We start from the raw sequence: 26503 nt of genomic DNA, 5'->3' as shown, positions 1-26503 counted from the left end.
ACCTGCAAGCTTCTGGCCCAGAAATGCTTCCGCCAGGCTCAACTGCCCCGTCTGCTTCACCGCCATTGCGATTCCCTCCGAGCTTCCTTCTCAGGGAATCACAACCAGCCAATTACGCAACAGGCCCGCAAGGGGAGATCAGCAGCTCATCCGCTGGCTCTCGTTTCAATGTCGGCGATTGGCGAAAGCCGAGCGACATCCAATCCCCCCTTGCGGGGGAGATGTCCGGCAGGACAGAGGGGGGTGCTGTCCCTCGGCATCTCCAAAAGGCCGTCGCAACGTCCTCGAAAATTATCTCCCCGCCCGCCTCCCCGCTTCATAAGCCCGCCGCGCCCACACCGCCATTTCATCGGGATCGTCGAAGGCGTCGTCGGGCACGCTCCAATAGGGCATCGCCACCTCCTTGCCGTGGCGCGAGCCGGTATAGGTCCACTGGCGGCAACCCGCGGCCTCGAAATCGGGAATGGTTTCCTCATCCGCCTTGAGCATCAGCTCGCCACGCACGACAACCGCGACGATGACGCCGTCGCAATAGATGCCCTTGCCGCCGAACAGTTTTCGGATGCCGACGGGCCCAAGGCTTTCGAACAATTCTTCAAGGCGCGCATTATCCATGCCGCGATCATCTCATCCGTCGCCCGCCTTGTCATCGCCGCAACCAAAAGCATGCTGACAGGTTGAAACCTGGAAACGGAGTTCCCGCCATGCCCGTCCTGCTCAAAGGCTCCTGCCGCTGCGGCGCCGTCCGCTTCGAGGTGGAGAGCCACACGCCTGTGCCTTTCATGCTCTGCTACTGCTCGATCTGCCGCAAGCAGCAGGGCGGCGGCGGGTTCGCCATCAATCTCGGCGCCGACTACGAGACGATGAATATCAAGGGCAAGCGCAGCCTCGGCGTCTATCGCGCCGAAATCGAAGATGACGAGCATCCGCATTGCGAGGTCTCGACCGGCGAACGCAATTTCTGCAGGAAATGCGGCGCAGCACTCTGGCTCTACGATCCGACCTGGCCGGAGCTTGTGCATCCGTTTGCCTCGGCGATCGACACCGACCTGCCGACACCGCGGGAAAAGGTGCATCTGATGCTGAAATACAAGGCGAACTGGGTCGAGCCGGTCGTCGACAAGAACGACAAGGTATTCGACGTCTATCCGGAGGAATCGATCGCCGACTGGCACAAGCGGACCGGGATGTGGGTTGATTAGGCAATTCCGGCAAAACTGCGTAGCGGTTTCCCGCCCGGAATTGCGTCAAGACAACCATCCGGCGACAGGAGGCCGAAATGAACCTCACGACGCACAAGAAGTTCAAAGGCGATCGTTTGATGCCTTGGGGCAAGGGCACGGTCGTCTCGGACGCGAAGGGATATGTCTTTCTGTCCGGCAACACCGCCACCGTCGACGACTACGATCCGTCGAAACACCAGGGCGGCGCTGTCGGCGACGCGGCGACGCAGTGGCGCGAAATCCTGGCGAACATTAAGTCGGATCTGGAGGAACTTGGCAGCTCGCTAGACCATCTGGTCAAGGTGACGTTCTACGTCAAAGGGCCTTTTCCGACCGGCGGCGTTCTCAGTTCACCGAACTTCCGTTTGGACGTGCTGGACGAATTCTTCGCCGAACATTGCCCAAAGCACTGCAGCTACAACAATCCGCCGCCATCGGAGATAATCGGCGTGGCCGCCCTGGCACAGCCCGATCTTGTTGTCGAGCTTGTCGTCATCGCCGCGCTGCCCGCGGGAGCGTTGGCGTCTGGTCAGGCCGAGGCGCGCGCCTCGGCAAGCGCCTTGAGGTCGGCCGGCTTCAGCTCGACAGATTCGCCGCAGCCGCAGGCCGAGCTCTGGTTCGGATTCTTGAAGGTGAAGCCGGTGCGCAGCGTCGTCTGCTCGAAATCCATCTCGGTGCCGAACAGGAAGAGCGCGGCTTCCGGCGCGACATAGACATGCGCACCATCGCGTTCGATATGGTCGTCCTTAGGATTCGGCTCCGTCACAAGGTCAACCGTGTATTCCATGCCGGCGCAACCGCCCTTCTTGATGCCGAGCCGGACGCCATGCGCACCTTCGCGCGTGGCGACGATCTCGCGCACCCGCTCGGCGGCCTTGTCGGTCATCGTAATGACGGCGAAACGTCCCATGTCTTTCTCCACGTTCGCGCGGGTTCAAGGCCCGCGGAATGAGTCTGCCCTTAAGATGGTGAAGTTTCACCTAGCGTGCAAGTCAACCAATCTTTTGCTATCGCATCGGCTTGTCCGAAAACCGCTCCACATTTTCGGGGCCAATGCTAATACCACCCGACCGCGACCTGCGCCTCTTCCGACATGCGGTCGGGCGTCCATGGCGGATCGAACACCATGCTGACCTCCACGCCGGAAACGCCTTCCACGGCGCCGATGGCGTTCTCGACCCAGCCCGGCATTTCACCCGCAACCGGGCAGCCCGGCGCGGTCAAGGTCATGTCGATCTTGACTGACCGATCGTCCTCGATGTCGATCTTGTAGACCAGGCCGAGCTCGTAGATGTCGGCCGGGATTTCCGGGTCGTAGACCGTCTTCAGCGCCGAAACGATGTCGTCGGTCAGCCGCGCCAGCTCGTCAGCGGGGATCGCCGAGGCCGTGACGATACCATTCGCTACCGTTTCCGGTGCTTTTTCTGCGGTGGTGCTCACGTCGTCCATCATCGTCATCCGAAGAACTTTCGCGCCTTTTCCAGCGCCTCGGCCAAAGCGTCGACTTCGGCCCTGGTATTATACATGCCGAACGATGCCCTGCATGTGGAGGTGACGCCGAAGCGTTTCAACAGAGGCTGGGCGCAATGCGTTCCGGCCCGTACCGCGACACCTTGCCGATCGATCACCATCGACACGTCATGCGCATGGATACCCTGCAATTCGAACGAGATGATGGCGCCCTTGCCGGGCGCGTCGCCGAAGATGCGCAGCGAGTTGATCGCCCGCAGTCGCTCATGCGCATAAGCTTTGAGGTCCGCCTCGTGCGCCGCGATCCGCTCACGGCCGACCTTCTCCATATAGTCGAGCGCGGCGCCCAGGCCGATCGCCTGCACGATCGGCGGCGTGCCGGCCTCGAAACGGTGCGGCGGCTCGTTGTAGGTGACGATGTCCTCCGTCACCTCCTCGATCATTTCGCCGCCGCCCATGAAGGGGCGCATCTCTTCCAGTCTGTCCTTCTTGCCGTAGAGCACGCCAATGCCCGACGGGCCGTAGACCTTGTGGCCGGTGAAGACGAAGAAATCGCAGTCGAGATCCTGCACGTCGATCGGCATGTGCACGGCGCTCTGGCTGCCGTCCACGAGGACAGGAATTCCACGCGAATGCGCGATGCGCGCGATCTCCTTGATTGGCGTCACCGTGCCCAGCGCATTGGACATCTGGGTGATGGCGACGAGCTTGGTGCGGTCGCTCAGCCGCTTTTCGAATTCCTCGATGTGGAAGGCGCCGAGATCGTCGACCGGCACCCAGACGAGCTTGGCGCCCTGCCGCTCGCGGATGAAATGCCACGGCACGATGTTGGAATGGTGCTCCATGATCGACAGCACGATCTCGTCGCCCTCGCCGATCCGCGGCATGCCCCAGCCATAGGCGACGGTGTTGATCGCCGAGGTGGTGTTGGAGGTGAAGACGATGTTGTCGGTGCTTGGCGCGTTGAGAAACCGCTGCACCGACTTGCGCGCGTTCTCATAGGCGTCCGTCGCCGCATTCGACAGGAAATGCAGGCCGCGATGCACGTTGGCGTATTCCTGGGAATAGGCGTGCTGGATGGTGTCGAGCACCACCTGCGGCTTCTGCGCCGAGGCGCCATTGTCGAGATATACCAGCGGCTTGCCATAGATCTGGCGCGACAGGATCGGGAAGTCGCGGCGGATCGCCTCGACGTCATAGGGGGTGGTTTCGATCTTCTGGTCCATTTCGAAGTCCTTGCCGGCCAAGGCCGCGATCCTTCCAACACCCCTCATCCGTCCGAGCTTCGCTCGGCCACCCTTTCCCACAAGGGGAGAAGGTTAGGCGCTACCCGTGCGTCGAAAACCAGCCGTCGAGCCGCGCTTCGAGCGCTTCGACCAGCGCCTCGTCGTCCAGTTCCTCGATCACTTCGGCGACGAACGCCTTCACCAGAAGACCCCGCGCCGACTTCTCGTCGATGCCGCGCGCCATCAGGTAGAACAGATGGTCGTGGTCGATCTCGGTGACGGTGGCGCCATGGCCGCAGACGACGTCGTCGGCGAATATCTCCAGCTCCGGCTTGGTCGAGAACTCGCCGTCATCAGACAGAAGCAGCGTGTTGCAGGCCATCTTGGCGTTGGTCTTCTGGGCGTATTGATGCACATTGATGCGGCCCTGGAAGACGCCGCGCGCCTTGCCGGTCACCACATTGCGGATCACCTCCGTCGACGTCGTGTGCGGCACCGCATGGTCGAGCACCATGGTGGTGTCGGTATGCGTGTCGCCGGCCAGAAGATTGATGCCGCGCAACTTGAAATCGGCGCCCTCGCCCGTCGTCCTGACGACGACCTCCTGGCGCACCAGCCTGCCGCCGGCGTTCATCACGAACAGCGTCAGCTTCGCGTCCTTGCCGATATGTGCTTTGAACTGCGCCAGATGCGTGGCCGTCTCCGGCTGCTCCTGCACGATCAGCCAGGTCACTTCCGCGCCGTCGCCAACCACGAGCTGGCTGACCGAAGAGACGAGTGCCTCGTCGCCATCGCCTGCCTGGCGCTCGACGATGACTGCCTTGGCGCCAGCGCCGACACGCGCCAGCAGCCGCACATGCGACTGGCCGCCAGCCTGCAGGTTCTGCAATTCGACCGGCTTTTCCAGTGAGGCGCCGTCGGCGATATCGACGAAATAGCCGTCGGCAACGAAAGCCGTGTTCAGCGCGCCGATCGCGTCGTCGCTGCCGTAGGGATCCAGTCCTGGAGCCACGCTGCCGTCGGTCAGCTTCTCCGACAGGCGCTGCACCGTGACGCCGTCGATCTCCGGCAGCTTCGTCTGCGAGACACCGTTCAGCACCGGCAGCACGGCCGAGCCTTCGAGGATCGGCGCAAGCGCCTTTGTGACGGCGCCGGCCTCGAAAGCCGGCACCGAAGTGAGCAGCCGGCGCAGATCCGTATAATGCCACGATTCGACGCGCCGCGTCGGCAGGCCGTGCTTGATCGCCTCGATCGCGTCGTCGCGCTTGACCATCACCGCGCCGTCGCCGGGCAGCAGCGACAGCCGCTCGCCGAAGGCATCGATCAGCGCCGTCTCGGCCAAGGTCCGCTGGGGCTGTGCATGCATATTCATGGCTCTTGCCTCGACTGCTCCCATCTCACGCGGCTTCGCCGATCACGCCGGCATAGCCGTTGGCCTCGAGATCGAGCGCCAGCGACTTGTCGCCCGACTTGATGACCTGGCCCCTGTAGAGCACATGCACGGAGTCCGGCACGATGTGCTCGAGCAGGCGCTGGTAGTGGGTGATGACGACGATGGCACGGTCCGGAGAACGCAGCGCGTTGACGCCGTCCGAGACGATCTTCAGCGCGTCGATGTCGAGGCCGGAATCGGTCTCGTCGAGCACGCAAAGCTTCGGTTCCAGCAGCTTCATCTGCAGGATCTCGGCGCGCTTCTTCTCGCCGCCCGAGAAGCCGACATTGAGCGGCCGCTTCATCATGTTCATGTCCATGCTGAGCGAGGCGGCAGCCTCCTTCACACGCTTCAGGAATTCCGGAACCTTCAGCGGCTCCTCGCCGCGCGCCTTGCGCTGCTCGTTCATCGCGACCTTCAGGAATTCCATGGTGGCGACGCCCGGTATCTCCATCGGATACTGGAAGGCGAGGAAGATACCGGCGGTGGCGCGCTCGGCCGGATCCATTTCGAGGATCGACTGGCCGTTATAGAGGATGTCGCCTTCCGTCACCTCATAGTCCTCGCGGCCGGCGAGGATATAGGACAGCGTCGACTTGCCCGAGCCGTTCGGCCCCATGATGGCGGCGACCTCGCCGGCTTTCACCGTCAGGTTCAGCCCGCGGATGATCTCGGTGCCATCGTCGACGATGCGGGCGTGCAAATTCTTGATCTCAAGCATAATTTCTTCCTGAATGTCTTTTGCGGTCAGCCGACCGAACCCTCTAGGCTGATGCCGATCAGCTTCTGCGCCTCGACGGCGAACTCCATCGGCAGCTGCTGGATGACGTCCTTGACGAAGCCGTTGACGATCAGCGCGATCGCTTCCTCTTCAGGGATGCCGCGCTGCATGACGTAGAACTTCTGGTTCTCGGAGATCTTCGAGGTCGTCGCCTCGTGCTCGAACTGCGCCGTCGAATTCTTGGCTTCCATGTAAGGCACGGTGTGCGCGCCGCACTGGTCGCCGATCAGCAGCGAGTCGCAATTGGTGAAGTTGCGCGCGTTGGCCGCCTTGCGATGCGCCGAAACCTGGCCGCGATAGGTGTTCTGCGAGAAACCGGCGGCGATACCCTTGGAGATGATGCGGCTCGACGTGTTCTTGCCGAGATGGATCATCTTGGTGCCGCTGTCGACCTGCTGATAACCGTTCGACACCGCGATCGAATAGAATTCGCCGCTGGAATCGTCGCCGCGCAGGATGCAGCTCGGATATTTCCAGGTGATCGCCGAACCGGTCTCGACCTGCGTCCACGAGATCTTCGAGCGGTCGCCGCGGCAATCGCCGCGCTTGGTGACGAAATTGTAGATGCCGCCCTTGCCCTCGGCGTCGCCGGGGTACCAGTTCTGCACCGTCGAATATTTGATCTCGGCATCGTCGAGCGCGATCAGCTCGACCACCGCGGCATGCAGCTGGTTCTCGTCGCGCTGCGGCGCCGTGCAGCCTTCGAGATAGGAGACATAAGCCCCCTCCTCGGCGATGATCAGCGTGCGCTCGAACTGGCCGGTGTTCTTCTCGTTGATGCGAAAATAGGTCGACAGCTCCATCGGGCAGCGCACGCCCTTGGGCACGAAGACGAACGAGCCGTCGGTGAAGACGGCCGAATTCAGCGTCGCGTAGAAATTATCCGAGGTCGGTACGACCGAGCCGAGATATTTCTTCACCAGATCGGGATGCTCGCGAATGGCTTCCGAGATCGAGCAGAAGATGACGCCGGCCTGCGCCAGCTCCTTCTTGAAGGTGGTGACCACCGAGACGGAATCGAACACCGCGTCGACCGCGACTCGGCCCGATTTGTAGACGTTGTCACCGACCTCTTCTTCTTCCGCGTCAGCCGCCCCGGTCTTCTGCACGCCGGCGAGGATCTCCTGCTCCTTGAGCGGAATGCCGAGCTTCTCATAGACCTTGAGCAGTTCGGGATCGACTTCGCTCAGCGACTTCGGCCCCGGCGTGCTCTTCGGCGCGGCATAGTAGTGGATGTCCTGGAAGTTGATCTTCGGATAGTGGACGCGCGCCCAGGTCGGCTCTTCCAGCGTCAGCCAGCGGCGATAGGCTCCCAGACGCCATTCCAGCATCCAGTCCGGCTCGCCCTTCTTCTCGGAGATCAGACGGATGATATCTTCGCTCAGGCCCTTGGGGGCCTTGTCCATCTCGATCTCTGTCTGGAATCCGTATTTATACTGGTCGACGTCGATCTTTCGGACCCGATCGATCGTCTCCTGCACAGCAGGCATAAGCGTTCTCCATCCACGCCGGGGTCAAGGCCCGGCAGTTTTCAAACTATGGCACCGGCGAAATCGCGCCCCAGGGAGGGACTCGCGGCGGAGTAAGCTCCATATAGTGCGTGTCCGCCGGAAATTCACCCGGCCAGGACAAAACGCACGGCTCTACCAGGCCCTAAAGCCTGAATTCGTTTTCGAGCAGCGGAAATCCGGGAACGCGAGGCGTTCCCGCTCCGATGCTTTGCCGCGTCAGGCGGCTTCTTCCTTGCCCGCCCGGCGCGCGACGATGCCTGCCAGCGCCGCCCGGAACGCCGCGATATCCTCGGCGCCGGTCGCACGCCCGATCGAGACGCGCAAGGCGCCCAGGCTGTCGCCATGGCCCATCGCCTTGAGCACATGGCTTGGCCCGACCTTTCCCGACGAGCAGGCCGAGCCCGCCGACAACGCGACGCCAGCAAGATCGAAAGCGATCTGCGCCGTCTCGGCCTTGATGCCGGGAATAGCGAAGAATGTCGTGTTGGCAAGCCTTGGCGATGCTGCTCCAAAGATTTCCGCGTCGGGCGCCAATTCGGTCACTATGGCCTCGACCTCGTCGCGCCGGCGCGCGATGGCTTCCATGTCCGCGAGACCGGCCAGCGCGGCACGCGCGGCGGCGCCGAAACCGGCGATCCCGGCGACGTTTTCCGTGCCGGCGCGGTGCCCTTTTTCCTGGCCGCCACCATTGACCAGCGGGCGCGGCATCATCAGGTCGGACGCGGCGACGATCGCGCCGGTGCCCTTCGGGCCGCCGATCTTGTGCGAAGACAGGATCAGATAATCGGCATAAGGAAATGACATATCGATCGGAATCCGCCCGGCGGCCTGCACGGCGTCGACCACCAGCACCCCGCCCGCTTCCTTGACGATTTCGGCAATGCGCCCAATCGGCTGGACGACGCCGGTCTCGTTGTTGGCGGCGTGGATCGCCACCAGCGGCAGGCCGGCGGCCTTGTCATGCGCGCCGAGCGCGGCGGCAAGCGCTCCGAGATCGGCAATGCCGTTGCGATCGACGCCGATCCTCGTCACCTGCGCCGGTGCGAAGCGCCCGCCATTGAGGATGCAGGGATGGTCGGCCGCCGAGACGTAGAGATGGCTCATGCGGATAGCGCCGCGTCCCATCTGCCAGTCGGGCCCGAGCAGCGTCGAAGCGGCTTCGGTGGCGCCGGAGGTGAAGACGACATGTTCGGGCCTGGCGTTGACCAGCCGCGCCACGTCGCGGCGCGTGTCTTCGACCAGCCGGCGCGAAGCCCGGCCCTCGGTGTGGACCGATGACGGGTTGGCGGCATCGAGCGCGGCGACCGTCGCCGCGCGCGCTTCCGCAAGGAGCGGCGCGCCGGCGTTGTAGTCGAGATAGGCGCGGGTTGCGGCCATTTTCGCTCAGTTCGTCCTTTCGCCAACTATCCCGCGAGGATAGCGCGTTATTTCCTTGAAATTGCAAGGCAAGCCGTCCTATTTACGCGGCTTGCGGCGCGGGCGGCCGGACCATCGGGTTTCGGCCTCCCAGTTTTGAACAATTCTAAACTAGCTTCTAGGAAGACGCTCGCCCGGCGTCAAGGCCACAGAAGGTGTGGGGCCGCACGAGAGTTGGGCCGAAGAGTTCCGGGCTAGCGCATTCATATGCCACGTGGAGTATTTTATGCCTGAGGTCATTTTCGCCGGTCCGGCTGGTCGCCTGGAGGGACGTTATCAGCCCTCGAAGGAAAAGAGCGCCCCGATCGCCATCGTGCTGCACCCGCACCCGCAATTCGGCGGCACGATGAACAACAAGATCGTCTACGACCTTTTCTACATGTTCCAGAAGCGCGATTTCACCGTGCTGCGCTTCAATTTCCGCGGCATCGGCCGCAGCCAGGGCGAGTTCGACCACGGCACCGGCGAATTGTCGGACGCGGCGGCGGCGCTCGACTGGGTGCAGTCGCTGCATCCGGATTCCAAGAGCTGCTGGGTCGCGGGCTATTCGTTCGGCTCGTGGATCGGCATGCAGCTTCTGATGCGCCGGCCTGAGATCGAGGGCTTCATCTCGGTCGCGCCGCAGCCCAACACCTATGATTTCTCCTTCCTGGCGCCTTGCCCGTCATCCGGCCTGATCATCCATGGTGATGCCGACAAGGTGGCCCCGCCCAAGGACGTGCAGGGACTGGTCGACAAGCTGCACACGCAGAAGGGCATCACCATCACCCAGAAGACGCTGCCCGGCGCCAACCATTTCTTCGCCAATGATTCCGAGCTGCTGATCCAGGAGTGCGCCGACTATCTCGACCGGCGCCTCGCTGGCGAGCTCGCAGATCCGAGGCCGAAGCGCCTGCGCTAAGCACGCCAGTCCAGGCGTCTTAAGGGGTCTGGGTTCGGTCGATGCCGGTCTCGACCGGATCGGCCGTCGAAATTCTGCCTCTCGGCGCGCGGAACGGTCCCAGCCGGAATGTCCGCTTGCGCACGGGCAGTTTCGAGCTTGTCTGGCCGAAGATGAAGCCGAGCCGGGCAAACACCAGGCCCGATAGCACCGCAAACGCCAGCCCGAGGCCGAAGCCCGCGACCGTGTCGCTCGGATAGTGCGCGCCGACGAAGACGCGTGTCGAGGCGATGCAGGCGGTGACCGCCAGCGAGATATACCAGCGCCGTGGGAACAGCAGGAGCAGGATGCCGAAGACCGCGCCCATCGTCGTGGCGTGGCCGGACGGAAAGCCGGCGAAACGCGCGTCCATGGCGAAAGGATGCAGCGACAGCACGCCGAAACTGTCGAAATAAAGCGGCCGGGCCCGGCCGATCCCGTATTTCAGCAGGTTGACCGCAAGACCGGACAGGCCGACGGCGCAAAGCACCAGGAACGCGAAACACGTCCAGTTGTAGACGATCATCCGGCCACGCCGGGACAGGCCGCGCCAGTCCGTCAGATTGGCGGCGACGAGGCAGAGCGCTGCCGGAATGAGGTACCAGCCGCCGAGGCCGAACTGCGTGAAGAAATCGGTGAAGCGCGCCAAGCCGGAGGACCATTCGCCGCGCATCTCGCCCGCGCCAGCGTCGAGGCGCAAGAAGATCGCCACCGTCAGCAACATCCAGGCTATGAGCCAGACGCTCCACAGAATTCGCGGATAGCGCGCCGGCCGCACGGCAAAACGTCGCTTCACGATCGACATCGTGTCGCGGAAATTGCCGAGTGAGCGGCGGTAAAGGGCAAGTGGCGCGACGGACATGCTTCAGCGCAAAGTCCATAGGGACATTCGATGCCCGACGCTATTCATCACGGAGCCACCCGGTAAAGCCCGAGCGACAACTTGTCTCCCGACGAATAGTTGATGCCGTCGATCTCCGTCAGCCGCTTCGCCGACTTGCCCTGGGCGGTCAGCACTTCGGCGAGCTTCTGCTCGTCCTTGATCGGCGCCAGCCCAAGCGCGCAGGACGGATCGGCGAGCAGATGTTGCGCCACGCCCTCGACATCGGTCAGCACGGTCTGGGTGCCGACCAGAAAGACCAGGCTCGGCTCCTGGAATTTCGCCGAGGCGAGTACCGTGGTGTCGCAAGGACGGTTGGCGTCGACGGCGGCCTTGACAGCGGGGCTCAGCCAGATCGGTCTCAGCGAAGGCGCAATGACGCCGAACAGCAGGCTGAAGGTGATGCCGGCGCAGATGGCGATCGCGGCAATGCGCGGAAGCGGCACCTGCAGCTGCCTGGGGAAAGCAAGATAGCCGGTGACCAGAGCGGCGATCGCCGCCGGTATGCTCCACCAGGAGAAGGTCTTTGTGAGATAAAGCGGCGCGCCGACGCAGACCACGGCAAGGCCGATCGCCACCACGGCAAGGCCGAAGGCAGTCGCCCACCACAGCCATGTCTGCCAGCGCTTCAGTGGCGCGTTGGCCTTGTCCGCCGGCAAGGTGAGCAGCCATCCGACCAGAAGCGCCATGCCTGGATAGGCCGGCATGACATAATGCGGCAGCTTGGTCGGAATCGCCTCGAACACCAGCCAGAACGGGACGTACCAGGCCAGGCAGAAGCGCAGGCGCGGATCGTCCCAAAGACGGTTGATGGCCTGGAGCCCGGCGCCGACCGCGATCAGCCCGAAGGGCCACATGAACAGCGAATAGGTCAGCATGTAGAAGCCGGGCGGCAGGCCGTGCGATTCCTCGCCCTGCGCCACCTTGTTCAACATATCCTTGCCGACCGCTTCCTGGAAGAAGGCGCCGCCGCTCTTCCAGGTGATGAGGACGAGCCACGGCAGCACAATGACCAGCACAATGCCGACGCCGCGCACCAGCTTCATCTTGAGGAGCCAGCGCCAATCGCGGTCGAACGCAAAGAGAGCAGCGGCGGTCAGCAGCGACAAGAGCGGTGAAACCGGGCCCTTGACGAGGATGCCGAAGCCTTGCGCGATCCAGAAGATCCACGGCAGATGCCCGGGAACCGGTTCGTTGCGCTTCGAAGCCCAATAGACCTGCGCCAGCGCGCCTTGCGCTATCACGCAGCAGGCAAGCAGCATGGCATCGGTCTTGGCGTCGCGGCCTTCGAAGGCGGTGGCGAAGATCGCCGCCATTATCAGGCCGGCGGCCAGCCCGGCATTGGCGCCGAAGAGTTTTGTCCCGGTCCAGCCGATGCCGACGACCGCGAGCGCGATGCCTAGCATCGAGACCAGGCGATAGATCCAGATGGGCGCCGCGGCCCCCTCGCCGCTCAGCGCGACCGCCGCCGACTGCAGCCAGTAGATGCCGATCGGCTTCTTGTAGCGCGTGACATCCTGCAGGCGGATATCGACATAGTCGCCCGTCTCGACCATCTGCTTGGTCGCCTGGACGAAGCGGGATTCGTCGCGGTCGACCGGCGGCAGGCTGGCCAGCCCGCTGGCGGTCATGACGATGCTGAACAGAAAGAGGAAAAGGTAGTTCCTGTTCATCGCGGGAGCTCGTCCGATCTGAAACTGCGGGATGGCCCCGTCGCGGCGCATGGCGCCTGTCTTTGCGCGGCGCTTCATTACGCCAGCAAAAAGGGTGAAGCAAGGATAGTGACCTCACCCGGGGCAGATGCAAAACCGGAAACCACTTTTGCTGATCGCGGTCTTTCGTTTGGCAGGCGATCGGACGCAAAACCGGAAACCACTTTTGCTGATCGCCCGCGGATGCTAAACGCGCGCCTTCATATCAAGCATGGCCAAGTGCCCGGCGACTTCCAGGAAGAACAAATGTCCGCCTTCAAATCCGATTTCCTGCGCATCATGAGCGAGCGCGGCTTCATCCACCAGATTTCGGATGAATCGGCCCTCGACCAGCTTTTCGCCAAGGAAACGGTCAGTGCCTATATCGGCTTCGACGCCACCGCCAAGAGCCTGCACGCCGGATCGCTGATCCAGATCATGATGCTGCATTGGCTGCAGCAGACTGGCCACCGGCCGATCGCGCTGATGGGCGGCGGCACGTCGATGATCGGCGACCCGTCCTTCAAGGACGAAGCCCGCAAGCTTTTGACCCCGCAGGACATCGAAGACAATCTCGTCGGCATCCGCCGCAATTTCGCGCCTTACCTGAAATTCGGCAGCGGTCCGGGCGACGCGGTCATGGTCAACAACGCCGACTGGCTGATGCAGATCAACTACGTCAACTTCCTGCGCGATGTGGGCCGGCATTTCTCCGTCAACCGCATGCTGGCCTTCGATTCGGTGAAGCTCAGGCTCGACCGCGAGCAGTCGCTGTCCTTCCTCGAATTCAACTACATGATCCTGCAGGCCTACGACTTCGTCGAGCTCTACAAGCGCGTCGGCTGCCGGCTGCAGATGGGCGGCTCGGACCAGTGGGGCAACATCGTCAACGGCATCGACCTCGGCCACCGCATGGAGGGCGTGCAGCTCTTCGCCATGACCACGCCGCTGCTCACCACCTCGTCCGGCGCCAAGATGGGCAAATCGGCGTCCGGCGCCATCTGGCTCGATGGCGACATGCTCAGCCCTTACGAGTTCTGGCAGTATTGGCGCAACACCGAGGACGCCGATGTCGGGCGCTTCCTGAAGCTCTACACGACCCTGCCGCTCGACGAGGTGGCGCGCCTTGAAAAGCTCGGCGGCTCGGAGATCAACGAGGCGAAGAAGATCCTTGCCACCGAGATCACCGCCATGCTGCATGGCCGCGACGCGGCCGAGACCGCAAGCGAAACCGCGCGCAAGACCTTCGAGGAAGGCGCGCTCGCCGACACGCTGCCCGGCATCGAAGTAGCCAAATCAGATCTCGAAGCCGGGATCGGCATTCTGGCGCTGTTCGTAAGCGCCGGGCTTGCCGGCTCGAACGGCGAAGCGCGCCGACATGTTCAGGGCGGCGCCGTACGCGTCAACGACCAGCCGCTGACCGACGACCGGCGCGTCGTCACGCTTCAGGACCTCGGTCCCGAAGGCGTCGTGAAACTTTCGCTCGGCAAGAAGAAACACGTTCTGGTGCGGCCGATCTGATCGGCCGCACCTTACTGCGCATTTTGGGATGGCTGTTGCCTGTACTCGAAGATCGAGCGGAATATGCCCGGCGCCACCACCGATAGCGGATTGATGTTGAGCGTCGGCTTGTTGGCGTTGCCGCGCAGCCGGTAGGTGACGCCGATCAGGCCGCGGTCGCGCCCGTTGCCGAGCAGCGGTCCGAACAACGGCAGTTCGCCGAAGATGCGGTTGAGACCATAGACCGGCATGAAGGTCCCGGTCATGTCCATGTTGTTGTTCGAATCGTAGAGCGTGCCCTGGAAGGTCGTGCCGATGCGCGGGCCGCGCAGCAGGCCGTTCGCCAGTTTCAGATAGCCGGAACCCTTGTCGATCTCGGCGTAGCCGCGCTCGAACTGCACCCTGGACGTGTCGATGTTGCTTTTGACGGCTTGGTTCAGGCTGCGTGTATCGCCGGCCGGAGTCGTCGACACGATCGAGGCCAGCTTGGGCTCGTTGACCACATAGAAGTTGCGGGCATCCACCTGTCCCCTCATCGGCCCGTCGGCAGCGCCCGAGAGCGACAGCGTGATCGCACCGCCCTCCATATGCTCGTAGACGTTGAGGAACCGCAGGATGGCGCCGGCATCGGCAGACTTCACCCTGAGCACGCGGCCGCCTTCGCTTGTGGTGTTGTTGATCGCGATCGCAGCGCCGGAGCTTGCCGCGGCAGTGACGTTGAGCCCGTTCACGCGCGATCCGGCGGCGCTGTATTCGAGCCTGAGATTGGAGAGCACCTCGTCATGGAAGCCGGTCAGCGATGCCACGTCGGCGCTCACCGAGACGGCGTCGCTGCCCGCGCCCTTCGTCGCGGTGTCGACATCCGAGGTGAACTGCTTGATCAGCGAGCGGGCGTCGAGCGATGCGCCGCTGACGTCAACGGCATAACTCTTGCCGGAGCGCTTCACCGAAACGGCGACGTCGTCGCCCCGGTTCAACGAAACCTTGCTGAAGCGGGCCGTGGACAACGTGCCGTTGACCAGCGTCACATTGCCGTCGATCGAAAAGCTTTTGCCGCCGAGATCGAAATCCGACAGCGTGGTGGTGCTGCCGGACTTTGCCATGTTGAAAGCGACCTTGGCGGGAATGCCGGCGCCCTTGCTCCAGCCGGCCCAGGGAATGTCGAGCCTGGCATTGGTCAGGTCCGCCGAAACCTGCTGGGCGCCCTGGCCGCTCTTGTCGATCGCCACCTTGATGGTTCCCGAAAGCAGGTCCGACAGTCCAGGCATGCTGGCATTGCGCGTCTTGTCATCGAGAACCAGTGTAACCTTGCGGCTTCGCGCCGGCCCGTCGTCGGCTAGCGGCTCGACCAGATCGAGCTCGGCAGGAATGCCGTTGAGCTTGGCCTCGGCGGAAATCACCGCCTGCTTCGGCCCGACGGTGATCGAGCCATTGGCCTCGGTAACCGTCTGGTCCTCGAAAGGCTTGGCCAACGACAGGTCCTGATAATCGAGCGAAACCAGCCAATCGAGCGTCGAGGTGTCCATGCCCTTCGTCAGCGGAATGTCCGCCCTGACGTGGCCGGTGACGGTGCCGGACAGATCCTCGGGTGCCAATCCGACATGGCGCATGGCGTTGATCGGCTCGTAGGAGGCAAGCTCGGCAATAGCCGGAGCCTCACCGGCAACGTCGATGTCGAGCCCACCAACCACAATCGGCAGGTTCGCGTTCTTGATCGTCAACGTGCCGCCGCTTGCCGCCACGGTGCGGCCGCTCGGCATATAGACGCTGCCCGAGGAGAGTGCGATGTCGACATCGTTGCCGTGGAACGCAACGACGCCGACGGCGTCACGGACCGGCGGGATGCGCCCGGCGGTATCGAAGCGCGATCCTTCGATCCGGAAACGGCCGAACACTTCGTCGCCGGTAAGCGGCACGCCGTTGCCCAGGCGCCCCGGGGCGACCTGGAACTGCAGATTTGCATCGGTCACCGTGCCGCCGAACAGATTGCCCAGCACCCAAAGCCGCGCGTTGCGGGCCGAGAACCACGGCCACAATTGCTTGACATGCGAGACCGGCATGTCGTGAACGTTGAGCGACAGCGATACTCCTGGAGGACCGTTGTCGATGAAGGCGACCGTGGCGGCCCCCAGCACCTCGCCCGATCCGCCCGAGCGCACGCCGATCTGCTCGGCGACGAGCTTGCGGCTCTTCGGCTGGTAGACGCCGGCGATACGGGCCAGGAACTGAAGCGCCGGTTCCGGCGATTCCGAGGGCGCCAGCGTCGAGCCATCGCTGGTGAGATCATAGCGGTAGGCAGGCTCCTCCCCGGCGGCCGCCGGCTTCGGTCCGATCGATCCGGCAAAGTCGAAGCTGGAGCGGCCGCTTCTGATCAGCAGCCGGTCGACCGAGATCTTGTTCGAACCGGCCACCAGCGTGGCATCGGCATCGACATCGGTCGGCAACAGCCCGCGTTCGTCCAGGTCGAGCACAGAACCGTTGAGCGAGAGTGATGCCGCCAGGCGCGAAGGGTTGTCGCCCGACGCTTCCGATCCTGAGAGCTTCAACGCGATCGAACCCAGTTTAGCGCCGTCGGCCGCCGGGCCGGTTCCTGTCGAACTGTTCCCGCCGGAGGGGCCGGCTATCTCGAGATTGGCGTCCAGCGACGAAATGCGTTTTGCCGTCGCATCGCGCGTCGCCGAGGCGATCAACGTCGCGTGCCGGCCGTCGACATCGGCATCGTACGAGAACTGCATGCTTCCCGTACCGGTTTGCGCGACGGTCGCCGAGGCGACGGTCACGCGCTTGACCGGCCCGGTGTCCGGCAGCTCGAACTCCACATTGCGCAGATCAATCTGGCGCATCGAGTCCTCGCGCACGGCATCCAGCGCGTCATTGACGCCTGAAAACACCGCCGCCGACACTTTCTCCGGGTCGATAAGGCCGTCCTCGTTGCGCAACGCCGCCGTCCAGTCGCCTCCGCCGGAGGGCATGGCGGCCACCACGATATGAGCATCGGAAAATCTGGCGGCGGTCAGCCGGACATCGCCGGAAAGCAGCGGCAGCAGGCGCATGCCGAAACGCACGCGCCGGATATCGGCCATCGGTTTGCCGTCGGCCGTCTTCAGGCTGACATCGTTCACCTGCAGGGCGACGAAGCTCGACTCGTCGAGCGTCAGTCGCGCCGCGCCGACGGCGACGTCGACGTCGACGCCCGCCAACTTCTCGATCGCGGTCTCCGCCTCGGCCCGGAGGCGCTCCGTGCCTATGCCCGAGGCCCCGAGGACATAGACGCCTGCCGCCGTCAGGAGCACGAGCGCGCAAAGCCCGGCAAACACGCGACCGAGAATGCGAAAGCGCCGGCGCACTGCCGCGCGGCCGAGCGGCGGCACGCTGCACGCGGACGGAAGCCTCGCCAGGTCTGTGATCTCGTCACGCCTGAACCTGATCTTCTCGTGCTGCGGTTCTTCCTGATCCAAGCAATATTCCGTTGTAACGAACTCGTCGTGGACGAATCCCCGCTTCACGTTATATCGATGATTTCCCGCGCGTAACCGCTAACAAGGGCATCGATATGGCTGATCTCGACGTGGGCGACACGGCACCCCAATTCGATCTCCCGCGTGACGGCGGGGGCTCCCTCAGCCTTGCTGCGCTCCGGGGCAAGCCGGTGGTACTCTACTTCTATCCGCAGGACGACACCACAAGCTGCACCAACGAGGCGATCGGCTTCTCGCAGTTGAAGCCGGAATTCGAAAAGGCCGGTGCAGTGGTGATCGGTCTATCGCCCGATAGCGCCAAGAAACACGACAAATTCAAGGCGAAGTACGATCTCACCGTCGATCTCGTCGCCGACGAGGAGCGCAAGGTGATCGACGCCTATCATTTGTGGGTCGAGAAGACGATGTACGGGCGCAAATATATGGGCGTCGAGCGCGCCACCTTCCTGATCGGCAAGGACGGCCGCATCGCCCGCATCTGGCGCCAGGTTCGCGTCAAAGGCCATGCCGAAGCGGTGCTTGAGGCGGTGCGCGCGCTCTGAAACGGGAGCGCGTGGCTTTCGCGATCGCCGGCCGCGCCGGCCTCATCTCTATTGCAACCGGCCACCCGCAAAGCGCGAATTGGTTTGCGCGGATATTGCGGGCGGCAAAACTTTGTTAACCCTAATAATGTGTAATCGAGCTTGTCGTTGGTCCCCGTAACGAAAGCTCGGTCCCGTGAAACAAACCGGTCAGTCAGCGGTTTTCGGCAAGCGCAAGGAACCGCATACGGTCATCCTTGCCCGGGGCAACGAGATCAGGCATTTCACCATCCGCCCCTGGCTCGCCGCCTTCATTGGCTCGGCCCTGGCGGCGATCGCCATCGGCTATCTGCTCGCGACGTCCTATCTGGTGCTGCGCGACGACCTGATCGGCGCCACGACGGCAAGGCAGGCGCGCATGCAGCAGGCCTATGAGGACCGCATCTCGGCGCTTCGTGCCCAGGTCGACCGCATCACCAGCCGCCAGCTTCTAGACCAGCAGCTGATGGAAACGAAGGTCAGCGAGCTGCTGGCGAGGCAAACCCAGCTCAGCGAGCGCCACGGACGTCTCGGCCCGATCCTCGAACGCGCCGAGAACGAGGTCGGCGACCCACCTGCAACGGGCGCAGCGGCACCCAAGCCCGACGAGCACGCCGAGGCCACCGGCAGCCTCTCGCAGGCGCCGACCTATTCCGTCGCATCCTTGAGCGCCGGCGACACAAGGCCCTTCTCGCTCTGGTCGACAAGGTCCGATCCGCTCGACGGCGAAACGGCCGCCGACCGCGCCGACAAGCTGTTCGTCTCGATCAACGCGTCGCTGAAGGCCATCGAGAACCAGCAGCTTTCGCGCATCGCCACGCTTGCCGACAACGCCTATAAGAATGCCGATGCCATCGCCCAGGCACTGGAAGTGGCCGGCCTGCCGGTCGACAGCGAGCTTGACAAGAGCGATGTCGGCGGCCCGCTGGTTCCGCTTGATCCCTCGATGGTTTTCGACAGCAAGGTCAAGGAGTTGGACGAGGCGCTCGATGCGCTCGACGAGGTCAAGAAAGAGGCGAGCAAGCTGCCGCTCGCCAACCCTGCGCCGGGCCATGCGGTGACCAGCCCGTTCGGCGTGCGCACCGACCCGATCCTGGGCAGCGCCGCCTTGCATACGGGAATGGATTTCAGGGCGCCGGTCGGCATGCCGGCCAAGGTCACCGCCGCTGGCGTCGTCACCAGGGCCGGCTGGGCCGGCGGCTACGGCCGCATGGTCGAGGTCGACCATGGCAACGGCTTTGCCACACGCTATGGGCATCTGAGCGAGATCGATGTGAGCGTCGGCCAGAAGCTCGCCGCCGGGGACGTCATCGGCAAGACCGGCAGCAGCGGCCGCTCGACCGGTCCGCACCTGCATTACGAGGTGCGCCACGACGGCGAAGCGGTCGACCCGCTGCGCTTCCTGACCGTCGGCAAGAAGCTCGCGCAGTATCTTTGACCGGCTGATCCAGCACCCGCGCCGCTAAGCGCCGGGATTCTCCTGCCCTGCCAGATACATCGTTGCAGCCGAAAACCAAAATAAGGACGCCGTTCTTCAACGCGGCCTCGTCGACACGGAACCTGGAATGGTGAAGCGGATAAACCGATCCGACCTCCGGCCGGTCAGGCTTTGACATGGATATCCCGCGGGAACTTCGTCAGCGTCTCGTTGCCGGTAACGGTCACCAGGATGGTCTCGCTGATCTCGATGCCCCAGCCGTCCATCCACATGCCCAGGATGGAATGAACGACATTGCCGGGTTGCAGCACCGTCTTGTCGCCGGGTCTCAGGCTGATCGTATGCTCGCCCCAATCGGGCGGATAGGCAACGCCGATGGAATAGCCGATGCGCGATTCCTTCTTCAGCCCGTGACGCTCTATGACCTTGCGCCAGGCGGCTTCGACCGCTTCGGCGGTCGTGCCCGGCCGCACCGCATCGAGCACCGCATCCATGCCATCGATCACCGCCTTTGCCGTGTCTGCGACGCGAACCGGCGTCTTGCCGAGCTGCATGGTCCTGGCAAGCCCCGCCGCGTAGCGGCGGCAGACGCCGGCAAGCTCGAGCGCGATCGTTTCCTCCTTTCCGAACCGCCGGTCGCTCCACATGATGTGCGGCGCGGAAGCATTTTCGCCGCCGAGGATCGTCGGCGGCAGCGCCGTGATATCGCCGGCGAAATCCGGGCTGCCGGCGATCTGCGCCGCCTGGATGGAAGCGATCGCGTCGCATTCGCGCACGCCCGGCGCAATGACTTCGTAGGCCCGCGCGACAGCCGCTTGCGCCAGCCTCGACGCCTTGCGCAGATAGGCGATCTCCGGCGCTGATTTCACCGCGCGGATCCAGTTCACGAGCAGATCGGCATCATGCCATTTCGCATCGGGCAATCCGGCGACCAGACGCGCATGCGCCTTCGGCGAGAAATAATAGGCTTCGAGCTCTATGCCGATGTGGCGGCTGCCCCAGCCCTTGGCGACGATCCAGGCCGCGATCCAGTCCATGGGATGACGGTCGGCGCGCTGCACATGGTCTTCCGGGAAGCCGACGATGTTTTCCGGCTTCATCCAGGCCGTCAGTATCCCGCCGGCCGCATCCATGGCGCGGCCGATCCAGACCGGCTCGACCTCCTCGATCGGAACAAGCACCACCTGTGGCGTGTAGAACGACCAGCCGTCATAGCCGGTGATGTAATGCTGGTTGGCCACGTCGTTGACGATCAGGAGTTCGATGCCGCGCTTAACCATTTCGGCGCGGATTTTTCCGAGCCGCTGCTGGTACTCTTCGCGGGCAAAAGGCAGTTCAATCATCTTTTCTCCTCGCCGGATCGATCTGGTCGGGACGAGCCCACGGCTTCCCCTCCGCCACCATCGCGGTGGTTCTGGCGGTCGGCAATCGGCCAGCACAACGCACAGGCAGGGCCTAACCGGTACGGTCGCCGAGCAGGAGAGCGGTTGACTCGAGTTAAGTTGTAGGATGATATCTATCAACCGATATCCAGACACAGACGTTCATGACGGTTCAACGCCTTTCACCGGAAATCCTCGGCGCCATTGAAAGTGCCATCGGACAAAACGGCATCGCCGCCGATCCGGCCGGAATGGCGAAATATCTAGGCGACTGGGCAGGAGATTATCGCGGCCAGGCTCTCGCCGTGCTGCGGCCAGCTTCGGTAGCCGAGGTCCAGGCCGTGACGCGGCTTTGCAGCGAGCTTGGGCTCGGGGTCGTTCCGCAGGGCGGCAACACCGGGCTCGTTTCAGGCGCGATCGACACTAAAGGCGGCGGCCTGATTGTCGTCAGCCTTGAGCGGCTGAACGCCATCCGGCAGATCGATCCGGACAACTTCACGCTGCGCGCCGATGCCGGCTGCGTGCTGCAGACGATCAAGGACGCATGCGAGGCGCGAGACTGCCTCTTCCCGCTGGCACTCGGCGCGCAGGGCAGTTGCCAGATCGGCGGCAATGCGGCGACCAATGCCGGCGGCGTCAACGTGCTGCGCTATGGCATGGCGCGCGATCTGATCCTGGGCCTCGAAGTGGTGCTGGCGGATGGCGAGCTTTGGAACGGTTTTTCCGGCCTGCGCAAGAACAACAGCGGCTATGACCTGAAGCAGCTTTTTATCGGCTCGGAAGGCACGCTGGGCATTATCACCGGTGTCGAGGTCAAGCTGTTTCCGAAGCCGGCCAAAACAGAGACCGCCTATCTCGGCCTGGCCTCGTTCGAGGCGGCCATTGCGCTCTTCAACCGGGCGCGCCGCGACTGTTCGGACCTGATCTCCGCTTTCGAGATCATCGGTTCGGAATGTATCGATCTTGTCCGGCTGATCGACCCCGCGATGAGGGCGCCGGTCTCGGCGCCCGTCCAGGTGCTGATCGCATTGTCCTCTGGCCCGGGCATTGATCTCGACGCCCTGTTGGCCGCCTTCCTCGGCGATGCCATGAAGAAAGGACTGGTGAGCGACGCGGTTCTCGCCACGAGCAGCGCTCAAGAAAAGAGTTTTTGGGCGATCCGCGAAGGCTTGGTCGAAGGCCAAGCCAAGCGCGGCTATCATGTGCGCACCGATCTGTCGGTCCGGATCCCCGACATCCCTGCCTTGATCGAGCAAGCCCGCCGCTTCGTCGCGAATTACCATCCAGGCTGGATCCCTCTCGCCTACGGCCATGCGGGCGACGGCAACATTCATTTCAACGTGCTGCCGCCGGCCGAACTTGCCGAGCACGAGGCTCGTGCGCGTGGCGCTGACGTCGTCGCCGGGCTCTATGAAATCGCCGTCGGCCTCGGCGGCTCTATCAGCGCGGAGCACGGAATCGGCCGCAGCCGCCGAAAGGAATTCTGGGCCGGGCTTTCGCCGACGCATCGTCGCATGGTCACGGCGCTAAAGAATGCCTTCGACCCCAACGGTCTGATGAACCCCGGCTGCCTGTTGCCCGCAAGGGAGACTATCGCATGAAGCAGAGACTGGCCGCCATCGGCACCGTCGAGACGCTGCCCCACCGGGTCGCTGCCTTCCTCAGCCGCGAGATTGAATCCGGCGAGCTGAATCCCGGGGCGCGCCTGCCAACCGAGCAGGAGCTGTCGGAAAAATTCGGCGTCAGCCGCAATGTCGTGCGCGAGGCGATCGCCCAGCTTCGTGCCGACGGCGTGATCGAGGCGCGCCAAGGCATCGGCGCCTTCGTGCTGGCGCCCGAGCAGCGGGCCGCGATCCGCATCGACCGCGAGGCGCTCAAGGATACGCACAATATGGAGCGGCTGTTCGAGTTGCGCTGCATCCTCGAGGCCGAATCGGCCGCACTCGCCGCGGCGCGCCGCAATCAGGAGCATCTCGATTCGATCAAAGCGGCGCTCGATCGCATGGGCGGCGAAGAGCGCTGGGAAGAAGGCAGCATCGACGCCGACCTGCTCTTCCACCGCGAGATCGCACGCGCCACCGGCAACAGCTACATCCACACCTTCATTTCCTTCGTCTGCGAGCAGATCCGCCACTCGATCCACTACGCGCGCATGACCAACCCGCTGCACGATCTCGTCGAGATCAATGTCGGCGAGCATGTGCGCATCTATAACGCGCTTGTGGCGGGCGATCCGGCGGCGGCGGAAGCGGCGATGCGTGCCCATATCGTCGGCGCCGCCAACCGCGTCGGCGTCAAGCTGCCGCTCTCGAAAGCCAACGGAGCGAAATAGCCATGCCGGCAAGCATCACCCGCATCTCCGATGTCTGCCTGCTGGTCGAAAACATCGAAAGGACGGTCGACTTCTACGTTGAAAAACTCGGCTTCCGCCTGCGCCGCCGCGCCGAAGGCTTTGCCGATTTCGATGGCGAGGGCGTTACGCTCGCCGCCTGGGAACTCGATCACATCAACCGCCATACGGGCGTGTCGAAGCTGAGATCGCCGCGCAAGGCGCACAAGGTCTGCGTCGCCGTGCAGCTCGATCATCCCGCCGACATCGACCGGATGCATGGCGAACTAAGCGCCAGGGGCGTGCCCTTCTATGGCCCGCCCGAAAACTACGTCTGGAATGCGCGCTGCGCCTATTTCACCGACCCGGACGACACGCTTTGGGAGCTTTACGCCTGGCTCGACGGCGGCCCTGGCGACTACCGCGACGAACAGCCGTAGACGACGCCGCGCTGAAGGGAGCGGCGCCTGAAGAAGAGACGACAAAGTCTGCAACAGGAGCGAAAAATGAGTGGGAACCGAGACTTCGAATTGAACCGCCGCACTTTCGTCAAAGGCGGCATGGCAGCCGTTGCGGCCGCATCGGCCGGAATGCAGCTGGTGCTGACGCCGGGCGCAAAGGCGGCCGGCAAGGTCGTCATCCAGTATGACTGGCTGATGTCCAACGGCCAGATCGGCGATATCGCGGCCGTCGCCAACGGCTATTTCAAGGATGCCGGGCTGGAGGTCGAATTCAGCCCCGGCGGCCCCAATGCGTCGACCGTGCCGCCGGTGATTTCGGGGGCCGCGCAGCTTGGACAGTTCTCGGAAACGCCGCAGCTTTACTCAGCGCGCGCCAGCGGCGTGCCGATCAAGATCATCGCCTGCGGCTTCCGCACCGGCCCCTATGCGCTGACCTCGAAGCCGGCCAAGCCGATCCGCAGCGTGGCCGACCTCAAGGGCAAGAAGATCGGCATCCAGCCGACGGCGCGCTTCGTCATCGACGAGATCCTGGCCAAGAACGGCATCGATCCGTCGGAGGTGACCATTGTCAATGTCGGCTTCGACAAGGCGCCCTTGGTGCGGGGCGATGTCGACGCGATCGGCGGCTGGATCACCAACACCCAGGCGCTCAGCGTTGTCGGCTACGACCGCATAGACCTCCTGGTGCGCGATCTCGGGCTGAGCTCCTATGCCGATGTCTATTTCGCCACCGACGCGGCGATCGAGAAGGATCCGGAAACGCTGGCCAAGTTCATCGGCGCCGTCGGCAAGGGCTGGGGTTGGGTGCATGCCAACCCGCAGGAAGCGGTCAAGAAGATGGTCGCCGCCTATCCGGAAATGGATCTCGGCTGGGAGGAAAAGACCGTCAATCTGGTGCTGAAGCTCTCCTTCGACGGCACGACCGCCAAAGATGGCTGGGGCACGTTCCATCCCGCCTCGATCGAGGAGCAATTGGCATTGCTCGACAAGGTCGGCCAGTATCCGAACGGCCGCCCGGCCGCCAAGGATGTCTACACCACCAAGATCCTGGAGCTTTCGGCCGCAGACCGGCCCAAGCTCGACGCGCCCGCGGCCTAAAGCCTGATCCCAAAAGTGGGAACGGTTTTGGAAAAGATCATGCTCCAGCAAAGAGTTAGATTGGCATGACGATTGAATCAAACGTTGTGCTGATCTAATGCAAATCGCGATCGAAGCCCAACAGCTCGAGGTCGGCTATGGCGACCGGCAGACGGCCGTCAAAGTGCTCGCCGGCCTCGACCTCACCGTCGCGGCCGGCTCCTTCCTGTCGATCCTGGGGCCGTCCGGCTGCGGCAAGTCGACCTTGCTCCGCGTGGTGGCCGACCTGCTCGATCCGCTCGGCGGCTCAATCAGCGTGCTTGGCGAAACGCCGCATGCGGTGCGTTCGCGCCGCGATGTCGGCTTCGTCTTCCAGGATTCGACGTTGCTCCCCTGGCGCACGGTACGCGACAATGTGCGCCTGCCGCTCGGCGTCGGCCAGCGCAGCCTGACGCGCAAGATCGAGGACCGCAGCGCGGAACTGCTGGAGCTGATGGGCCTCGGCGGCCTCAGTGAGCGCCTGCCGCATCAGCTCTCCGGCGGCCAGCGCCAGCGCGTTGCGATCGCGCGCGCCCTGCTTGGCGAACCGAAACTGCTCCTGATGGATGAACCCTTCGGCGCCCTCGACGAGATCACGCGGGACAGGTTGAATGACGAGCTGCTGGCGCTCTGGCGACGCACCGGCACGACTGTCCTCTTCGTCACCCATTCGATCGCCGAAGCCGCATACCTCGGCGAACGCGTCATCGTGCTCGCCGCCAATCCGGGGCGCATCGTCAAGGATCTCGACATGCGGCCCTTCAAGCAGGAAGGCAATCGCTGCAAGCGCGAGGATCCGGCGATCGTCGCGGCCATGGCCGGTCTGCGAATGGCGCTGGAGCGCGCATCGTGAGACAGCCGCCGCTCTCCCCGCAAATGACGATTGCGCTTCCCGTCCTGGGTGCGGCATCGATCCTGCTTGCGTGGCAATACCTCCTGCCGCTGCTCGGCGTGCCGGCCTATATCGTGCCGACGCCAACGGCGATCTTCGGTGTCTTCCAGAAGAGCTTTTCGCTCCTCATCGACAATCTGCGGCCGACGCTGATCGAGGCGCTGGCCGGCTTCGTCATCGGCAATTCGGCTGCCGTGCTGCTGGCCGTTCTCTTCGTCCATAGCCGCGTTCTGCAGGTCGCCTATTTCCCGATCGTGCTCTTCTTCAACACCATCCCGATCCTGGCCCTGTCACCGATCATCATCCTGATCTTCGGTCTCGGCATGACGCCGAAGATCGTCATCGCCGCGGTGATCTGCTTCTTCCCGACGCTGGTGAACATGATCCGCGGCCTCGATTCGGCCAGCGACAACGAGCACGAGCTGTTCCGGGTGCTGTCGGCGACGCGTTCGGAGATTTTCTGGAGCCTGCGCCTGCCGCGCGCCTTACCGATGCTGTTCTCCTCGCTCAGAATCGCGTCGGCCACCGCCGTGATCGGCGCCATCGTCGGCGAGTGGATCGGCTCGGACAAAGGGCTCGGCGCGCTGATCATCCAGGCCACCTTTAACTACCAGTCCGACCGGCTTTATGCGGCGATCGTGCTGTCATCGTCACTGTCGATCGCGCTGTTCTGTATTGTCGTGCTGATCGAGCGACGGGTTATCCGTTATTAGGGCAACGCCCGGGGAAGTGCGTGGCAAATCTTCCGGAACTGTACAAACAAAGTCTAGAGCGACTCCGCGACGTTGTGAAACGCT

23 protein-coding genes and 1 pseudogene are annotated in these 26503 nt (G+C 63.6%); 12 read left to right on the top strand and 12 right to left on the bottom strand.

From position 1 onward, the window contains the following. Positions 1 to 291: 291 nt before the first annotated feature. Entirely contained in the window at positions 292 to 615 is a 324-nt protein-coding gene (locus O7A05_RS16415) for a TfoX/Sxy family protein (protein ID WP_337094090.1), read from the bottom strand. Between the two features lie 89 nt (positions 616 to 704). Here O7A05_RS16415 and O7A05_RS16410 point away from each other — a divergent pair, with 89 nt between their 5' ends. Then, a complete protein-coding gene (locus O7A05_RS16410; RefSeq protein ID WP_337094089.1) occupies positions 705 to 1202 on the top strand; it encodes a GFA family protein in 498 nt (165 codons plus the stop codon). A gap of 77 nt (positions 1203 to 1279) precedes the next feature. Further along, positions 1280 to 1714, top strand: a pseudogene (locus tag O7A05_RS16405) (RidA family protein); the annotation flags it as partial. Between the two features lie 38 nt (positions 1715 to 1752). On the opposite strand, the gene sufA reads toward O7A05_RS16405, so the two are convergent. From sufA to O7A05_RS16370, 7 genes are all read right to left on the bottom strand, one after another. Beyond that, positions 1753 to 2133 carry a Fe-S cluster assembly scaffold SufA gene (sufA, locus tag O7A05_RS16400; protein ID WP_337094088.1) on the bottom strand — a complete coding sequence of 127 codons (381 nt, stop codon included), beginning with the start codon at positions 2131 to 2133 and terminating at the stop codon, positions 1753 to 1755. Between the two features lie 146 nt (positions 2134 to 2279). Continuing rightward, complete coding sequence (locus O7A05_RS16395) at positions 2280 to 2672, bottom strand: SUF system Fe-S cluster assembly protein (RefSeq protein WP_337094087.1); 393 nt, start codon at positions 2670 to 2672, stop codon at positions 2280 to 2282. 5 nt (positions 2673 to 2677) lie between these two features. Beyond that, positions 2678 to 3919: a cysteine desulfurase gene (locus O7A05_RS16390; protein ID WP_337094086.1), complete on the bottom strand. Its 1242-nt coding sequence runs from the start codon at positions 3917 to 3919 to the stop codon at positions 2678 to 2680. A gap of 100 nt (positions 3920 to 4019) precedes the next feature. After that, on the bottom strand, positions 4020 to 5291 hold the full coding sequence (gene sufD / locus O7A05_RS16385) for a Fe-S cluster assembly protein SufD (protein WP_337094085.1): 1272 nt from the start codon (positions 5289 to 5291) through the stop codon (positions 4020 to 4022). 25 nt (positions 5292 to 5316) lie between these two features. Beyond that, a complete protein-coding gene (gene sufC, locus O7A05_RS16380; RefSeq protein WP_337094084.1) occupies positions 5317 to 6072 on the bottom strand; it encodes a Fe-S cluster assembly ATPase SufC in 756 nt (251 codons plus the stop codon). Positions 6073 to 6098: 26 nt separating this feature from the next. Beyond that, complete coding sequence (gene sufB, locus O7A05_RS16375; RefSeq protein ID WP_337094083.1) at positions 6099 to 7622, bottom strand: Fe-S cluster assembly protein SufB; 1524 nt, start codon at positions 7620 to 7622, stop codon at positions 6099 to 6101. 237 nt (positions 7623 to 7859) lie between these two features. Then, positions 7860 to 9020, bottom strand: a complete 1161-nt coding sequence (locus O7A05_RS16370) for a cysteine desulfurase family protein (protein WP_337094082.1) — start codon at positions 9018 to 9020, stop codon at positions 7860 to 7862. Between the two features lie 265 nt (positions 9021 to 9285). On the opposite strand from O7A05_RS16370, the gene O7A05_RS16365 reads away from it, so the two are divergent. After that, on the top strand, positions 9286 to 9960 hold the full coding sequence (locus O7A05_RS16365; protein WP_027166430.1) for an alpha/beta hydrolase: 675 nt from the start codon (positions 9286 to 9288) through the stop codon (positions 9958 to 9960). A 19-nt stretch (positions 9961 to 9979) separates the two neighbouring features. Here the strand turns inward: O7A05_RS16365 and O7A05_RS16360 are convergent, their stop codons facing one another. Together O7A05_RS16360 and O7A05_RS16355 are read right to left on the bottom strand one after the other, a co-directional pair. Then, complete coding sequence (locus O7A05_RS16360; RefSeq protein WP_337094081.1) at positions 9980 to 10840, bottom strand: phosphatase PAP2 family protein; 861 nt, start codon at positions 10838 to 10840, stop codon at positions 9980 to 9982. A 47-nt stretch (positions 10841 to 10887) separates the two neighbouring features. Then, entirely contained in the window at positions 10888 to 12531 is a 1644-nt protein-coding gene (locus O7A05_RS16355) for an ArnT family glycosyltransferase (protein WP_337094080.1), read from the bottom strand. Positions 12532 to 12816: 285 nt separating this feature from the next. Here O7A05_RS16355 and tyrS point away from each other — a divergent pair, with 285 nt between their 5' ends. Then, entirely contained in the window at positions 12817 to 14070 is a 1254-nt protein-coding gene (gene tyrS / locus O7A05_RS16350) for a tyrosine--tRNA ligase (protein WP_337094079.1), read from the top strand. An 11-nt stretch (positions 14071 to 14081) separates the two neighbouring features. Here tyrS and O7A05_RS16345 read toward each other — a convergent pair whose 3' ends face one another. Continuing rightward, complete coding sequence (locus O7A05_RS16345; RefSeq protein WP_337094078.1) at positions 14082 to 17507, bottom strand: YhdP family protein; 3426 nt, start codon at positions 17505 to 17507, stop codon at positions 14082 to 14084. A 95-nt stretch (positions 17508 to 17602) separates the two neighbouring features. Here O7A05_RS16345 and O7A05_RS16340 point away from each other — a divergent pair, with 95 nt between their 5' ends. Both O7A05_RS16340 and O7A05_RS16335 read left to right on the top strand, forming a co-directional pair. Then, positions 17603 to 18070, top strand: a complete 468-nt coding sequence (locus O7A05_RS16340) for a peroxiredoxin (RefSeq protein ID WP_337094077.1) — start codon at positions 17603 to 17605, stop codon at positions 18068 to 18070. Positions 18071 to 18245: 175 nt separating this feature from the next. Then, complete coding sequence (locus O7A05_RS16335; protein ID WP_337094076.1) at positions 18246 to 19526, top strand: peptidoglycan DD-metalloendopeptidase family protein; 1281 nt, start codon at positions 18246 to 18248, stop codon at positions 19524 to 19526. A 164-nt stretch (positions 19527 to 19690) separates the two neighbouring features. Here the strand turns inward: O7A05_RS16335 and O7A05_RS16330 are convergent, their stop codons facing one another. After that, positions 19691 to 20869, bottom strand: coding sequence for a M24 family metallopeptidase (locus O7A05_RS16330; RefSeq protein ID WP_337094075.1), 1179 nt, complete (start codon positions 20867 to 20869; stop codon positions 19691 to 19693). Between the two features lie 203 nt (positions 20870 to 21072). On the opposite strand from O7A05_RS16330, the gene O7A05_RS16325 reads away from it, so the two are divergent. The 6 genes from O7A05_RS16325 (at position 21073) to O7A05_RS16300 (ending at position 26419) form a co-directional block, all read left to right on the top strand. Next, complete coding sequence (locus O7A05_RS16325) at positions 21073 to 22509, top strand: FAD-binding oxidoreductase (RefSeq protein WP_337094074.1); 1437 nt, start codon at positions 21073 to 21075, stop codon at positions 22507 to 22509. Continuing rightward, entirely contained in the window at positions 22506 to 23240 is a 735-nt protein-coding gene (locus O7A05_RS16320; RefSeq protein WP_337094073.1) for a FadR/GntR family transcriptional regulator, read from the top strand. Before O7A05_RS16325 ends, O7A05_RS16320 begins: the two co-directional genes overlap by 4 nt. Positions 23241 to 23242: 2 nt before the next feature. Then, the gene (locus O7A05_RS16315) at positions 23243 to 23677 is read left to right on the top strand and encodes a VOC family protein (protein WP_337094072.1); all 435 of its coding nucleotides are present in this window, start codon (positions 23243 to 23245) and stop codon (positions 23675 to 23677) included. 66 nt (positions 23678 to 23743) lie between these two features. Next, positions 23744 to 24796 carry an ABC transporter substrate-binding protein gene (locus O7A05_RS16310; protein ID WP_337094071.1) on the top strand — a complete coding sequence of 351 codons (1053 nt, stop codon included), beginning with the start codon at positions 23744 to 23746 and terminating at the stop codon, positions 24794 to 24796. A 97-nt stretch (positions 24797 to 24893) separates the two neighbouring features. Continuing rightward, positions 24894 to 25667 carry an ABC transporter ATP-binding protein gene (locus O7A05_RS16305; RefSeq protein WP_337094070.1) on the top strand — a complete coding sequence of 258 codons (774 nt, stop codon included), beginning with the start codon at positions 24894 to 24896 and terminating at the stop codon, positions 25665 to 25667. Further along, positions 25664 to 26419, top strand: coding sequence for an ABC transporter permease (locus O7A05_RS16300; RefSeq protein ID WP_337094069.1), 756 nt, complete (start codon positions 25664 to 25666; stop codon positions 26417 to 26419). Before O7A05_RS16305 ends, O7A05_RS16300 begins: the two co-directional genes overlap by 4 nt. Positions 26420 to 26503 lie beyond the last annotated feature (84 nt).

The sequence above is a fragment of the Mesorhizobium argentiipisi (SeqCode) genome, assembly GCF_037179585.1.
Lineage (GTDB): Bacteria > Pseudomonadota > Alphaproteobacteria > Rhizobiales > Rhizobiaceae > Mesorhizobium > Mesorhizobium argentiipisi.
The sequence above is the reverse complement of the archived record's forward strand: the minus strand, read 5'-3'. Positions and strand labels throughout refer to the sequence as shown.

Excerpts from the sequence above, each read along its gene's own strand:
- O7A05_RS16415 (WP_337094090.1), bottom strand. The coding sequence starts at position 615 with ATGGATAATGCGCGCCTTGAAGAATTGTTCGAAAGCCTTGGGCCCGTC.
- O7A05_RS16410 (WP_337094089.1), top strand. The coding sequence starts at position 705 with ATGCCCGTCCTGCTCAAAGGCTCCTGCCGCTGCGGCGCCGTCCGCTTC.
- sufA (WP_337094088.1), bottom strand. The coding sequence starts at position 2,133 with ATGGGACGTTTCGCCGTCATTACGATGACCGACAAGGCCGCCGAGCGG.
- O7A05_RS16395 (WP_337094087.1), bottom strand. The coding sequence starts at position 2,672 with ATGGACGACGTGAGCACCACCGCAGAAAAAGCACCGGAAACGGTAGCG.
- O7A05_RS16390 (WP_337094086.1), bottom strand. The coding sequence starts at position 3,919 with ATGGACCAGAAGATCGAAACCACCCCCTATGACGTCGAGGCGATCCGC.
- sufD (WP_337094085.1), bottom strand. The coding sequence starts at position 5,291 with ATGAATATGCATGCACAGCCCCAGCGGACCTTGGCCGAGACGGCGCTG.
- sufC (WP_337094084.1), bottom strand. The coding sequence starts at position 6,072 with ATGCTTGAGATCAAGAATTTGCACGCCCGCATCGTCGACGATGGCACC.
- sufB (WP_337094083.1), bottom strand. The coding sequence starts at position 7,622 with ATGCCTGCTGTGCAGGAGACGATCGATCGGGTCCGAAAGATCGACGTC.
- O7A05_RS16370 (WP_337094082.1), bottom strand. The coding sequence starts at position 9,020 with ATGGCCGCAACCCGCGCCTATCTCGACTACAACGCCGGCGCGCCGCTC.
- O7A05_RS16365 (WP_027166430.1), top strand. The coding sequence starts at position 9,286 with ATGCCTGAGGTCATTTTCGCCGGTCCGGCTGGTCGCCTGGAGGGACGT.
- O7A05_RS16360 (WP_337094081.1), bottom strand. The coding sequence starts at position 10,840 with ATGTCCGTCGCGCCACTTGCCCTTTACCGCCGCTCACTCGGCAATTTC.
- O7A05_RS16355 (WP_337094080.1), bottom strand. The coding sequence starts at position 12,531 with ATGAACAGGAACTACCTTTTCCTCTTTCTGTTCAGCATCGTCATGACC.
- tyrS (WP_337094079.1), top strand. The coding sequence starts at position 12,817 with ATGTCCGCCTTCAAATCCGATTTCCTGCGCATCATGAGCGAGCGCGGC.
- O7A05_RS16340 (WP_337094077.1), top strand. The coding sequence starts at position 17,603 with ATGGCTGATCTCGACGTGGGCGACACGGCACCCCAATTCGATCTCCCG.
- O7A05_RS16330 (WP_337094075.1), bottom strand. The coding sequence starts at position 20,869 with ATGATTGAACTGCCTTTTGCCCGCGAAGAGTACCAGCAGCGGCTCGGA.
- O7A05_RS16325 (WP_337094074.1), top strand. The coding sequence starts at position 21,073 with ATGACGGTTCAACGCCTTTCACCGGAAATCCTCGGCGCCATTGAAAGT.
- O7A05_RS16320 (WP_337094073.1), top strand. The coding sequence starts at position 22,506 with ATGAAGCAGAGACTGGCCGCCATCGGCACCGTCGAGACGCTGCCCCAC.
- O7A05_RS16315 (WP_337094072.1), top strand. The coding sequence starts at position 23,243 with ATGCCGGCAAGCATCACCCGCATCTCCGATGTCTGCCTGCTGGTCGAA.
- O7A05_RS16310 (WP_337094071.1), top strand. The coding sequence starts at position 23,744 with ATGAGTGGGAACCGAGACTTCGAATTGAACCGCCGCACTTTCGTCAAA.
- O7A05_RS16305 (WP_337094070.1), top strand. The coding sequence starts at position 24,894 with ATGCAAATCGCGATCGAAGCCCAACAGCTCGAGGTCGGCTATGGCGAC.